General features: G+C 58.5%; 14 protein-coding genes and 1 pseudogene. 12 read left to right on the forward strand and 3 right to left on the reverse strand.

Annotation, left to right across the window (positions count from 1 at the left end):
- Window positions 1–91: 91 nt before the first annotated feature.
- Window positions 92–703 carry an FMN-dependent NADH-azoreductase gene (locus IE038_RS02995; protein ID WP_163938774.1) on the reverse strand — a complete coding sequence of 204 codons (612 nt, stop codon included), beginning with the start codon at window positions 701–703 and terminating at the stop codon, window positions 92–94.
- 137 nt (window positions 704–840) lie between these two features.
- On the opposite strand from IE038_RS02995, the gene IE038_RS03000 reads away from it, so the two are divergent.
- Window positions 841–1,749: a LysR substrate-binding domain-containing protein gene (locus IE038_RS03000; RefSeq protein WP_163938777.1), complete on the forward strand. Its 909-nt coding sequence runs from the start codon at window positions 841–843 to the stop codon at window positions 1,747–1,749.
- Window positions 1,742–2,086 carry an MmcQ/YjbR family DNA-binding protein gene (locus tag IE038_RS03005; RefSeq protein WP_189395099.1) on the forward strand — a complete coding sequence of 115 codons (345 nt, stop codon included), beginning with the start codon at window positions 1,742–1,744 and terminating at the stop codon, window positions 2,084–2,086. Before IE038_RS03000 ends, IE038_RS03005 begins: the two co-directional genes overlap by 8 nt.
- Before the next feature lie 22 nt (window positions 2,087–2,108).
- On the opposite strand, the gene IE038_RS03010 is transcribed toward IE038_RS03005, so the two are convergent.
- Together IE038_RS03010 and IE038_RS03015 are read right to left on the reverse strand one after the other, a co-directional pair.
- The gene (locus tag IE038_RS03010) at window positions 2,109–2,540 is read right to left on the reverse strand and encodes a DUF1294 domain-containing protein (protein ID WP_229775595.1); all 432 of its coding nucleotides are present in this window, start codon (window positions 2,538–2,540) and stop codon (window positions 2,109–2,111) included.
- 4 nt (window positions 2,541–2,544) lie between these two features.
- Complete coding sequence (locus tag IE038_RS03015; RefSeq protein WP_163936129.1) at window positions 2,545–3,375, reverse strand: undecaprenyl-diphosphate phosphatase; 831 nt, start codon at window positions 3,373–3,375, stop codon at window positions 2,545–2,547.
- Window positions 3,376–3,750: 375 nt separating this feature from the next.
- Here IE038_RS03015 and IE038_RS25165 point away from each other — a divergent pair.
- From IE038_RS25165 to fapF, 10 genes and pseudogenes are all read left to right on the forward strand, one after another.
- Window positions 3,751–4,440, forward strand: a pseudogene (locus IE038_RS25165) (cache domain-containing protein); the annotation flags it as partial.
- Between the two features lie 120 nt (window positions 4,441–4,560).
- Entirely contained in the window at window positions 4,561–5,295 is a 735-nt protein-coding gene (locus IE038_RS25170) for a methyl-accepting chemotaxis protein (RefSeq protein ID WP_438810744.1), read from the forward strand.
- Window positions 5,296–5,373: 78 nt separating this feature from the next.
- Complete coding sequence (pnuC, locus tag IE038_RS03025; protein ID WP_163936135.1) at window positions 5,374–5,940, forward strand: nicotinamide riboside transporter PnuC; 567 nt, start codon at window positions 5,374–5,376, stop codon at window positions 5,938–5,940.
- The gene (locus IE038_RS03030; protein ID WP_163936138.1) at window positions 5,937–6,461 is read left to right on the forward strand and encodes an AAA family ATPase; all 525 of its coding nucleotides are present in this window, start codon (window positions 5,937–5,939) and stop codon (window positions 6,459–6,461) included. Before pnuC ends, IE038_RS03030 begins: the two co-directional genes overlap by 4 nt.
- Before the next feature lie 280 nt (window positions 6,462–6,741).
- Complete coding sequence (gene fapA, locus IE038_RS03035) at window positions 6,742–7,200, forward strand: functional amyloid chaperone FapA (RefSeq protein WP_229775596.1); 459 nt, start codon at window positions 6,742–6,744, stop codon at window positions 7,198–7,200.
- A 1-nt stretch (window position 7,201) separates the two neighbouring features.
- Window positions 7,202–7,774 (forward strand): fibril amyloid subunit FapB, encoded by a 573-nt coding sequence (gene fapB / locus IE038_RS03040; protein WP_163936141.1) that lies wholly within the window; start codon window positions 7,202–7,204, stop codon window positions 7,772–7,774.
- A gap of 58 nt (window positions 7,775–7,832) precedes the next feature.
- Window positions 7,833–8,831, forward strand: coding sequence for an amyloid-like fimbrin subunit FapC (gene fapC / locus IE038_RS03045; protein ID WP_163936144.1), 999 nt, complete (start codon window positions 7,833–7,835; stop codon window positions 8,829–8,831).
- Window positions 8,832–8,892: 61 nt separating this feature from the next.
- Window positions 8,893–9,573: a fibril amyloid maturation endopeptidase FapD gene (gene fapD / locus IE038_RS03050; RefSeq protein ID WP_189395100.1), complete on the forward strand. Its 681-nt coding sequence runs from the start codon at window positions 8,893–8,895 to the stop codon at window positions 9,571–9,573.
- Window positions 9,574–9,607: 34 nt separating this feature from the next.
- Window positions 9,608–10,351 carry a fibril amyloid subunit FapE gene (fapE, locus tag IE038_RS03055; protein WP_163936147.1) on the forward strand — a complete coding sequence of 248 codons (744 nt, stop codon included), beginning with the start codon at window positions 9,608–9,610 and terminating at the stop codon, window positions 10,349–10,351.
- Between the two features lie 46 nt (window positions 10,352–10,397).
- Window positions 10,398–11,675, forward strand: coding sequence for a fibril amyloid transporter FapF (gene fapF / locus IE038_RS03060; protein ID WP_189395101.1), 1,278 nt, complete (start codon window positions 10,398–10,400; stop codon window positions 11,673–11,675).
- The last annotated feature ends 64 nt before the right edge of the window (window positions 11,676–11,739 follow it).

The raw sequence follows: 11,739 nt of genomic DNA on the forward strand, positions 1-11,739 counted from the left end.
AGGCTGGCGCACAACGCGCCAGATGAAAACTAAATGAAAAAACCGACTGCCGGTCACCCCGGCAGTCGGTTGATGTAGAACCCAGGTGGAATCAGGCAGCAGCGAACAGCTCTTTTTCGATCTGCGCTCGCGCCGCACTCATGGCGTTGCTGCGATGTTCGTCGCCATACGCCAGGCCATGGGCACGGACGAACTCGATATCGGTGATGCCGATGAAACCGAGGAACACACTGAGGAAGTCTTCATGACCGACGCCTGTAGGCTGGCCAACATGCAAACCACCCGAGGTGGATACGACGATAACTTTTTTGCCGCCACACAGACCTTCAGGACCAGCCTCGGTGTAGCGGAAGGTTTTACCGGCAACCGCGATACGGTCAATCCAGGCTTTCAGTTGGCTGGGGACACTGAAGTTGTACATCGGCGCGGCAATCACCACGGCATCAGCGTCCAGGAACTCCTGCAGTGTTTCGCTGCTCAGTTGCGCCTCATGCTGCTGGACCGCGTCACGCAATTCTGCTGGCGTGCCTGCACTCACCAGGGTAGCTGCAGAGAAGTGGCTGATGGCGTCACTGGCCAGGTCGCGGTAGGTCACTTCAACACGGGGATCCGCCGCCTGCCAGGCCTGCACGACTTCACGGCTCAACTGACGGGAAGCCGAGTTGTCGCCGAGGATGCTGGAATCGATGTGCAACAGTTTCATGGGTGTTCTCCTGGATGTTTGAAGACCGCAAGGCGGCGATCACGATGGAGAGAATCCTACCCAAACAACAAATAAAGGATTAGTCGGCAAAAATGCGTTAGTTTGTCCTGCATGTAGAACAGTCAAGGTTCCATGCCATGCAAGACCTCAATGATCTCTATTACTTTGCCCGAGTGGTTGAGGCCGGAGGTTTCTCCGCCGCCGGGCGCCTGCTCGGCATACCCAAGTCACGGTTGTCCCGGCGTATCGCCGAACTTGAAGAACGCCTGGGAACGCGCTTGCTGCAGCGCACCACCCGACAACTGAAGCTGACCGGGGTCGGTGAGCGCTATTTGCGTCACTGCCAAGCCATGCTGCTGGAGGCAGAAATGGCTGACGAAGCCGTTGCGAGCATGGTCAGCGAACCACGCGGGCGCTTGCGCGTGTCCTCACCGGTTGCGTTGGCCCATGCGTTCTTGCCAGAGGTGATCAGCAGCTTCCTGGCACGCTACCCGCAAGTACAACTGGACATGGTCTTGCTCAATCGCCGGGTCGATCTGATCACCGAAGGCATCGACGTAGCGTTGAGGGTACGCGACCAGGGAGACGAAGACCCGACGCTGGTTACACGGCGTTTGCGCCAGTCACAAATGTTGTTGGTCGCCTCTCCGGGTTTCGTCGCCGAGCATGTCATCAAGCAACCACAGGACTTGATCGACGCCCCTGTGCTTGGCGCATTGGAGGCTGATCGCCTGGTCCACTTGCGCCTGCTGGATGCCAAGGGTAATCACCAGGATCTGGCGCTTGAGGCAAGGCTCGGTATCGATGATTTTGTCGTACGAAAATCCGCCGTCCTCGCCGGCCTGGGCTTTACTGCCCTGCCGATCATGCATTGCGAAGAGGAACTGGCGCGCGGCGAGCTGATCCGTCTACTGCCCGACTGGTCACTCCCCAGTGGCTACCTGCAGGCGGTGTATCCGCACCGTCGGGGTGTACTGCCTGCGGTTCGCGCCTGGATCGACCACCTGGTCATCTCGTTTGAAGCCTGTGGAGAGCGTTATGTCTGAAGACGATGTGGTGCAGTTCTGCCTGAGCCTGCCGGGTGTGCAGGAAGATTACAAATGGGGCGGCGTAAGGGTGTTCTCCGTAGCCGGCAACAAAATGTTCGCGCTGATCAACCTGAGCCGCGCCGACCTGGCGTTCAAGGTCGATCACGACCTGTTCCTTGGCTATGTCGACAGGCCTGGCATTCGCCCCGCGCCCTATTTGGCACGCGCCCACTGGGTAAGCATGGAACTGCCCTACCCAATGGGCCGTGAAGAACTGTGCGATCTGTTGCAACGGTCGCACCAACTGGTGGTAAGACGCCTGCCCAAGCGCTTGCAAGTGGGACTGCTACTTTGAGCCACGCGAGCAGGCTGGGTACTTACTGAAACAACCTGCCCAGCCCGCGCCCCGCCAGCACCAGATAATCGAGCCAAAACACCTGATGTACGGCGACGATCGCCCAGAAGATCGCCTGGTAGGACAGTTTGCGGGTCTTGTGCCGGAAGGCCTGCTGAGCCACCAAAGCCCCTGGCCAACCGCCGCACAACTCGACGGCATGCAGCCATTTTTCCGGGGTCCGCCAGGCATTGCTACGCGCCTTGCGTTTGTCGTTCCAATAAAGGAAGACACTCAACAGGCTGGCCGTCGGGTAGACCACTGCCGGCAGCCAGGAATGCCCGCTCAGCAGCATCTGCAGCGCCCCCCAGGACGGTAGCAGGCACACACCGGCGAACAGCCACAACTTAAGCTTGAGGTATTGAACCGCGCCACGGTCTTGGACCGGACGCGGTTTGACAGCGGCCTGACGCACCCTGTCAGCTCTGCGCCGTAGCCCAGTCGACCAGCCCGAATTGCCAGGTCGCCAGAATGATCAGGCCGAAGGCAATCCGGTACCAGGCGAACACGGCATAGCTGTGACTGGCAATGAACCGGAGCAGCGCACGCACCGAGATCATGGCAAAAATGAACGAGACCACAAAGCCAAGCGCGAACACCGGGAAGTCTCCTGCCTGGAACAGCCCGCGGTATTTGTAGCCCGAGTACACCGCTGCGCCCACCATGGTCGGCATGGCCAGGAAGAACGAGAACTCGGTCGCAGCCTTGCGCGACAGCCCGAACAGCAAACCACCGATAATGGTGGAGCCCGAACGCGACGTACCTGGAATCATCGCCAGGCATTGGGCAACACCAATCTTCAAGGCATCGCTCCAGTGCATGTCGTCTACATGCTCGACAGACACCACATGCTCTCGACGCTCGGCCCACAGCATGATCACACCGCCCACCACCAATGCCGTAGCAACGGTAATCGGGTTGAACAGGTAACGGTGAATCAGGTCGGCAAACAGCACCCCAAGGACCACCGCCGGCATGAATGCGATCAGCAGGTTGGCGGTGAAGCGTTGCGCTTGACGCTGGCGTGGCAAGCCCACGACCACGTCGAAGATCTTGCGCCGAAACTCCCAGACCACCGCCAGGATCGCCCCCAACTGGATGATGATGTTGAAGGCCATGGCCCGTTCACCGCCGAAGTTGATCAGATCGGCAACAACGATCTGGTGGCCGGTACTGGAGATGGGCAGAAATTCCGTCAAGCCCTCGACAATCCCTAGTATTACAGCCTGCGTGGCGGTCCAAAAATCCATCATTCCCCCGTGAAGCGCTGCTCAAGGCAGGCCCCTTCATGTTTTCTAGAGTGGTGTTATGCCCGGTAAATCGCAGCGACAGTGGATCGTGAAACCGCGGAAAAGGTTCACGCCCCTCAAGGTTTATCGCTTTGGCGCAGAAATGCTAGCAGACCTGCTGGATAAACGCTGCTGATCTGCGCAACAGATGCCTCTGGATCAGGCACTTAGCCCTTGGTCGACTAGGTAACGGCAGTAAAAACGTGCTTGGATGCACGGGACAATAAAAATACCTGAGTGACCTACATGAAGACTCTACGGAATATGTCTATCAGCCGCAGGCTCTGGCTCATCCTGGTGGTGGCGGTGCTGATGTTGTTTGCACTGGGCCTGCTGATGTTGCGCCAGATTCACGGCGACTTGTACCAGGCCAAGGCCGAAAAAACCCGCCATGTAGTCGAAACGGCTGCAGGCATCCTGACCTACTATCAAGGGCTTGAAGCCAGCGGCAGCCTGAGCCGCGACGCGGCCCAGCAACAGGCGTTGAACGCGGTGCGCGGCTTGCGTTACAACCAGAACGAGTATTTCTGGATCAACGACCTCGAGCCGAAGATGATCATGCACCCGACCAATCCCAAACTCGACGGGCAGGTACTCTCGGGCATCAAGGACCCGGATGGTTTCGCCTTGTTCAATGCCATGGTTGCCCTGGCCAAGGATAAAGGTGCTGGCAGCATCGATTACCGCTGGCCTAAACCCGGTGCCAGCGACCCGGTACAGAAAACCTCCTATATCCAACTGTTCAAGCCGTGGGGCTGGATCATTGGCTCAGGCATCTACATCGATGACATGAAGGCCGAGTTCAATCGACAACTGCGAGACGCCTCGCTGCTGGGGTTGGCTATTGCGCTGGTCATGGGGCTGCTGGTCATACTGATCGCACGTAGTATCTCCCGCCCCCTGCAGGAGGCGGTCGATGCCATGGCCACTATCGCCAGCGGCGAAAGTGATCTGACTCGTCGCCTGGACACCCATGGACACGACGAGGTGACACAGCTGGGCATGCACTTCAACAGTTTCACGGCTCAACTGCAGCAGGTAGTCGGCCAATTGCACGACGCGGCGCGGGCGCTGGGCCACTCGGCGGTCGAGATGGGCGACAATGCCAACCAGGCCGAATTGCGTAGCGAGCAACAGTCGCAACAGATGGAACTGGTCGCCACCGCCATCAACGAGGTGACCTACGCGGTACAGGATGTGGCGAAGAACGCCGAGCAGGCCTCCACTGAGATGCAAGACGCCCAGCACCGTGCCGAACAGGGGCAGCACAGCATCCAGGGCAGCCTGCAACGTATCGGTGAACTCTCCGGCACCATTGATGAAGCGGTTGAAGTCATTCAGGCCTTGGCCAACCAGAGCACAAAGATTGGCAGCGTCCTGGAAGTGATCCGGGCCATTGCCGAGCAGACCAACCTGTTGGCGCTCAATGCGGCCATCGAGGCGGCCCGTGCAGGCGAGCAGGGCCGCGGATTTGCAGTGGTTGCCGACGAGGTACGCCTGCTGGCGCAACGCACTCAGCAGTCCACCGCCGAAATCCAGACCATGATCGAACACCTGCAGGGTCAGTCCGAAGCGGCAGTCAAGGCCATCGGTGCCAGCAGCACCGCTTCGCGCCAAACGGTCGAGCAAGCCAGTGAAGCCGGTGCCAGCCTCGATGCAATCAGCCAGGTGCTGCTCAACCTCAATGCCCTGAACGCCTCGATTGCCAGCGCCACCTTGCAACAATCCCATGTGGTCGAAGAGATCAATCGCAACGTGACAGAAACTGCCGACCTGTCTCGGCAAACCGCCAGTGCAGCACAACAGTCCAGCAGTGCCGGCTTGGCATTGCGCCAGCTCAGCGAACGCCTTGAGCAATTGTTGCGCCAGTTCCACGTCTAAAACCCCGCACACCTGTGGCGTGTTCTGCGCCACAGGTTACAATCCCCGCCTCTCCCGAACCTGCCCCAAGGAATGCCGATGTCCGGCCTCGAACTGTTCGCCGCCGTGCTCGGCGTCATTGCCGTTTGGCTCACAGTCAAGCAAAACCCCTGGTGCTGGCCGATTGGCCTGCTGATGGTACTGCTGTACAGCGTGGTTTTTTACGAGGTCAAACTGTACTCCGACATGCTGTTGCAACTGGTGTATGCGCTGCTGCAAATCTACGGCTGGTGGCAATGGACTCGCCCCGGCAGCCTCACCGAGGCACGCCGGGTCAGCAGCCTGCCACCCGCCCAACTGCTGTTCAGCCTTGGCCTCGGCGCCTTGGCAAGCCTGGGGCTGGGTGCGGCCATGGCCACCTGGACAGATGCCGCACAGCCCTGGCTGGATGCCACCCTGACGGCCTTCAGCCTGGTGGCGCAGTTATGGATGGCACAGAAGCGACTGCAGTGCTGGGTGCTATGGATTGTCCTGGACGTCATCTTCGTTGGCCTGTTCCTGTACAAGGCGCTTTATCTCACGGCAGCCCTCTACGCCCTGTTCACCCTGATCGCGGTCCAGGGTTGGCGGACGTGGCAACGCGACCCTGCACGGGTGCGAGCATGAAAGTCCTGGTACTGGCCGGCCCCGAGTCCAGTGGCAAGAGCTGGCTGGGCAGTGAGATACAGACGCATTTTGGCGGTGAACTGGTTGGCGAGTACGTGCGCCACTTCATTGACCGAGAACAACGTGACACCTGCTACGCCGATATTCCGACAATCGCCCAAGGCCAACTGAGCTGGGAGGATGCAGCGCGCAGCAGAGCGCCCGAACTGTTGATCCTCGACACCCACCTGCTGAGCAACCTGCTCTGGAGTCGTACCTTGTTCGGCGACTGCCCGCACTGGATCGAGTCGGCACTGCTAGAGCGTCGCTACGACTTGCACCTGTTGCTCAGCCCGTTGTCGATCGAATGGGTGAATGACGGACAGCGCTGCCAACCCGAACTGGAACAGCGCATGGCGTTTTTTGAGGAAAGTCGCGCCTGGCTGGCGCGGCATCGACAGCCGCTCGTCGCCATCGAAGGTGATTGGAAACAACGAAAAGAAGCGGTTTTCGACGCCGTCGCAGGTTTACTGGCCCGCTAACGCGTCCATTTGTTTCACCAACGATACAGTTCCGTGAGCGCTAAGCCCCGATCTTGAAGGGTTTACTCTTGCATGACTTCTCAGTGTAAACCTGGCGATACAGGATAAAAGAGGTCAAGAAGGGCAAGACCTGTCTCTTCAGCGTTACACGTTCCTACAATCCTCTTATCTTCTGCTCACAACTCTTTGTTTTCCCTCGGTAAACCAAAACCGGCACGCCTCCTGCTCTCCTTCTCGCAACGCTGATAGGGCCAGCGCACTTGAAGAAGGAACCGCCGCCGTGGGGAATCATCACAACCTGCTTCGTCTTCTGCTGATGGGCTGCGCATTGAGCACCGCCGTCTGCCTGCCCGTTCAGGCTGCCGGGAGCGGGGTCATCGTAATACAACGCGATGTACAACCGCGCCCCGCTGTACGCCCCACCGGTACGCCAGATCCGCACCCAATGACCGTCAACGCGAATGAGTCCAAGCGCGTAGTCGGCCAGACCAATAACAATGAGCTCAGTGACGGCGATTTCGCCCGTGTTGCCAGTGGGTCCTCATTGGTGACCCGCCTACTTGCTCCAGACAACTCTGGCACTGTTCGCGGTATCGGCGCTGCACAGCAGGTCCGCTTGCCGGGCATGGGTGGCGGTTCCGGGGCGGGCAGCGGCGGTGGCAACAGCATCTCCAACCAGGTCAACCAGAACGTTCAGCGCGGCATGGCGCCGCTGCAGATTCTGACCGGAGGCCGCTGAAATGAGGTATCCACTCCTGCTCCTGGTTGTGTGCTGCAGCAGCACTGCACTGGCCGGTTCTCCCGTCAAGGACAACGCCAGCATCGACACCAGCGGCCAAGGCTATCGCGGCAACATCACCATCAACCAGGCGGCTGGCGATCAGCAACAGCAGACCAACAACCGCGCGATTGCCATTGGCACCAACGCCAACGCCTCAACCCAGATTCGTCAGCAGATCGATACCGCAGCCAGCCAGGCACGCGATACCCGGGCCGGTATTGGCGGTAACTCATTCAGCAACGGCAGCGGCGCACTGAGTATCAACCAGTCCGCCGGTGCCAATACACAACAGGCCAATGCCGTGCGGGTCAGCATCAGTGCCGTCCCGCAAAGCATCGACGACAGCGTCCTCGAACAACAGAACGTGGCGCTGGACAAAAGCTCCGACCCAACTGATCAAGCACCCGGCAGCCGCCAGATCGCGAACAGCGATCGGGCCTTCACCGGCAGCCGTGGGGTGATCCAGTTGAATCAGAGCGCCGGGGTAGGCAACCGAATGGCCAATACCCTGAGCGTACGGGTTGCTGACTGACCCGATAGGTAAACCAGTAAAACAACACTTAACTACCTAAAAAAAGCGGAGAAACACCATGAAACCTCAAATGGCACTCAAGCCTCTGGTTTTCGCACTCGCAGCGGTCATGGCTGTTGCTGCACACGCTAATGGACGTAACGACGATCATCATGGCGGCCACCATGGCGGTCACGATCATGGCCAGAACGTTCTGCTGGGCCTGCTGATCAGTGCTGGCTCCCTCGCCAAAGTTGGCGACACTCAAAGCAACTATGGGAACACCGTCACCAACGAAGCCACCGAAAATACCGCCACAATGGACAACTCGGCCAACAACTCCCAGGGCAACCTGGGCGTTAACGTGGCCGCGGGTGACGGCAACCAACAAGACAACGTCGCTGCTATCGCCACAGCCGATGAAAAATTCATCTTCGGTAGCGCTGTAGCCTATTCAGAAGCTACCCAGAAAAACACTGGCAACACCGTTAACAACTACTCCGCCCAAAACGCTGCCGCCCTCAACGGTTCGGCCAATGGCAGTTCGGGTAACATTGGTATCAACGTTACCGCTGGCGACTTCAACCAACAGAAAAACAACATGGCGATCGCCGTATCCGGTGGCCGTGTGGCTACAGCCACAGCAAATGCCACTCAGACCACCACTGGGCTGACAGTCACCAACGAAGCTGACCGCACCTACGACACCAAAACACTCAACTCCTACTTCTATGCTTCGGGCACCTACCAAGGCGACGGCAAAGGCTGGGTCGGCGGCGATGACCACCATGGTGGTGGCGGCCACAACAACGACGACCGTCGTGGCGGTGGTCATGACAATGACAAACAACCGCTCAAGTTCCACGAACAAGGCACCTTTGAGCTGAGCGGCGTAGCCTCCTATCAAGTGCTGACCCCAAGTGGCTGGATCAACCCTGTGACCAACACCGCCTCGCTGACCAACTCGCTGAACGGCGTGTCGGGCAACGTCGGTGCCAACATCTCGGCGGGTTCGGGCAACCAACAAAGCAACTCGCTGTCCATCGCTGCAGGCTGCAAAGCTTGCGTAGGGATGTAAGCGTCACCATGAACGGGGCCCTTCGGGGCCCCTTTCTTTGCTTTCACAGGGTGTGAAGACCATGCGAATTGCCCTGCTTGCGGCACTGATTGGTTTGGCCAGCGTGGCCGAAGCAGCACAGATGCCCATCGCCGCATTACCTGGCGGTACGGTCATTTACAAACCGGTTCAAAGCCTGCGCGAGCGGCGCTTCGCGGACCTGGTGCAACAGAAGACTGATTTCAGCTGCGGCGCTGCAGCGCTGGCAACGGTCCTCAAGCAAGCCTACTGGCTGGACGTGGACGAAACCCACATCATCGAAGGCATGCTGGCCAACTCCGATCAGGAACTGGTGAAAACCCAAGGCTTCTCCATGCTCGACATGAAACGCTACGTCGAGAGCATTGGCATGCGCGCCCGTGGTTACCGCATCGAACCGGAGAACCTCTCTAGCGTCAGCATTCCGGTTGTGGTGCTGATGGATATTCGTGGCTACAAGCATTTTGTGGTGCTACAGCGCACCGAAAAGGACTGGGTATACGTTGGCGACCCGGTACTGGGCCACAAACGTTACAAGTTCGATGATTTTGTCAAAGGCTGGAACGGGATCATTTTCGCCGTGATCGGCCCCGGGTACGACAAGGCCAATGCCCTGCTCGACCCACCCGAGCCTCTGAGCGCCAAGAGCAAGATCAACAACTTCCATCCGGTTCAGGATGCGGAGTTGATGGAGTTTGGCTTCATTCAGAGCGACTTCTTCTAATGACAAGGGGCATGAAGCTCTGGGGAGATACCCAATGAAGACTTCAACCTTGCTGGTAGCTGCCTGCCTGGCTGCCAGTTTGCCTGCCCAGGCGCAGGTATTTAAACCGATCGAGGTCAAAGACAGCGAACTGGCCGGTCTGCGCGGGCGCTATGTGATGCCGGGGCGAATCATCAGCTTTGGTGTTGTGATGAACAGCACGTGGCAAAACGCCAATGGCGACCGTATCGGTGCAACGGCCACACTGCATGTTCAGCAAAATACCTTCAAGCCACAGTTCTATGTCTCGCTCATCAACGAAAAAGGTAATGGCAACCCCATTACTCCGGGCACCGGTAGCGTGTCGGGAGGGTCAGGGCTAAACAACACCCAGGGCGTTACCCAGACATTACAGGCCGCCGGTGACTACAACACGGCTTACAACAACGTTTCCATCAACGTGAAAGAGGGCAAGGCAACGGGTGTCAATATTACTCCCGCAGGGCAAGTATTGGCCGGTGGTTCAAGCATCAGTGGCAGCAATGATGCCGGCACCCTGAACATTTCCGCCGGTGCCAACGGCATTCAGATGGGCATCAACGCCAGCAACAATCAGGGTTACACACTGCAGAGCCTGGCCCAAGGCGGCCTGTCGCAATCCGCCGTACTGCTGGGCGGGAACAACGTTGTCAGCAACATGACACAACTCAATGTCGTCCTGCGTGACAACATGCCCAGCGCTGGCGCACTGAACTGCAACCTTGATCAACTCAAGGGCCTTCGCATATCCGGATATTGAACTACGCTCAGTCTCATCATTCGTAGTTGGAAGGGACGGCTAACCTATGCATCGTTCGTTTTCACTGAAAGCTGCTGTATGTTTAAGCACATTAGTCCCGGCGACACTCCTTCACGCGGCGCCGGATCCACAAGTCGAGGCATTGAAGCAAGAGCTGCAAACACTGCGTCAACGCTATGAGGCGCAACAGCAGGCGCTGATGGTCCTGGAGCAACGGGTTCGTCAGGTCGAAGAGCAACCTCCAGCGCCGGCACCGAAGCGGTTAACCCGCTCTCCCGCCTCACAGCCGCGCACCGGCCAGTCCGTTGCCGCGGCAGGCACCGGCAGTTCCTACGGTGAGTCGTTGAAAGACGACTCCCAACCGGCGCAAAGCGTTTCCAACCTGTATGACGAGGCCAGCGGCTTTTTTGGTGGCGGCAAGTTCAGCCTTGAAACGGGGATCACCTACGCGCGCTACGATACCCGGCAATTGATTCTCAACGGTTTCCTGGCGCTGGACTCGATCTTCCTCGGTAATATCAACCTGGACCGGATCAAGTCCGACAACTGGACCCTCGACGTTACCGGGCGCTATAACCTCAATCAGCGCTGGCAGTTCGATGTAAACGTGCCCGTGGTCTACCGCGAATCCACTTACCAGTCCGGTGGTGCTCAAAACAACGCTCAAGGTATTAGCGAACAAACCGTCACCCGTGACCCCACCATCGGTGATGTCAACTTTGGCGTGGCGTACAAGTTCCTCGACGAATCGGAAAGCCTCCCGGATGCAGTTTTCACCCTTCGGGTCAAGGCGCCGACCGGCCAGGAACCCTTCGGTATCAAACTGCGTCAGGACCCCAACAACGACAGCCTGTTCTACCCCGAAGACCTGCCGACCGGCAACGGCGTCTGGTCGATCACGCCGGGCATCTCGCTGGTCAAGACATTCGATCCGGCAGTACTGTTCGGCAGCCTGAGCTACACCCACAACCTGGAAGAATCGTTCAGCGATATCAGCTCTACCGTCGGCCAGAGCCATCCGGGCAAGGTCAGGCTGGGTGACAGCTTCCAGGTGGGCGCAGGCATCGCGTTTGCGCTTAACGAAAAAATGAGTATGTCGTTCTCGGTATCCGACCTGATCGTAAAAAAATCAAAAATCAATCAAACGGACACCAATGATGGCTGGGTTACCGTGCCGAGCAGTGACGCCAACGCAGCCTACTTCAACGTCGGCATGACCCTGGCGGCCACCGATAAGCTGACCATCGTCCCCAACCTGTCGATCGGCCTGACCGACGACGCCCCGGACTTTACCTTCAGCCTGAAATTCCCGTACTACTTCTAAGCACCGGTCAAGCCTTGTGGTCGCCTGCACGCAGCGTCCACAAGGCCAGCCCTCCCCATCATGT

It is taken from the genome of Pseudomonas laurentiana (assembly GCF_014648275.1).
Taxonomy (GTDB): Bacteria; Pseudomonadota; Gammaproteobacteria; order Pseudomonadales; family Pseudomonadaceae; genus Aquipseudomonas; species Aquipseudomonas laurentiana.

Bases quoted from the DNA above. Each gene is read 5' to 3' on its own strand.
- IE038_RS02995 (WP_163938774.1), bottom strand. From the start codon at position 703: ATGAAACTGTTGCACATCGATTCCAGCATCCTCGGCGACAACTCGGCT.
- IE038_RS03015 (WP_163936129.1), bottom strand. From the start codon at position 3,375: ATGGATTTTTGGACCGCCACGCAGGCTGTAATACTAGGGATTGTCGAG.
- IE038_RS03030 (WP_163936138.1), top strand. From the start codon at position 5,937: ATGAAAGTCCTGGTACTGGCCGGCCCCGAGTCCAGTGGCAAGAGCTGG.
- fapD (WP_189395100.1), top strand. From the start codon at position 8,893: ATGCGAATTGCCCTGCTTGCGGCACTGATTGGTTTGGCCAGCGTGGCC.
- IE038_RS03000 (WP_163938777.1), top strand. From the start codon at position 841: ATGCAAGACCTCAATGATCTCTATTACTTTGCCCGAGTGGTTGAGGCC.
- fapB (WP_163936141.1), top strand. From the start codon at position 7,202: ATGAGGTATCCACTCCTGCTCCTGGTTGTGTGCTGCAGCAGCACTGCA.
- IE038_RS25170 (WP_438810744.1), top strand. From the start codon at position 4,561: ATGGAACTGGTCGCCACCGCCATCAACGAGGTGACCTACGCGGTACAG.
- fapF (WP_189395101.1), top strand. From the start codon at position 10,398: ATGCATCGTTCGTTTTCACTGAAAGCTGCTGTATGTTTAAGCACATTA.
- pnuC (WP_163936135.1), top strand. From the start codon at position 5,374: ATGTCCGGCCTCGAACTGTTCGCCGCCGTGCTCGGCGTCATTGCCGTT.
- fapE (WP_163936147.1), top strand. From the start codon at position 9,608: ATGAAGACTTCAACCTTGCTGGTAGCTGCCTGCCTGGCTGCCAGTTTG.
- fapC (WP_163936144.1), top strand. From the start codon at position 7,833: ATGAAACCTCAAATGGCACTCAAGCCTCTGGTTTTCGCACTCGCAGCG.
- IE038_RS03005 (WP_189395099.1), top strand. From the start codon at position 1,742: ATGTCTGAAGACGATGTGGTGCAGTTCTGCCTGAGCCTGCCGGGTGTG.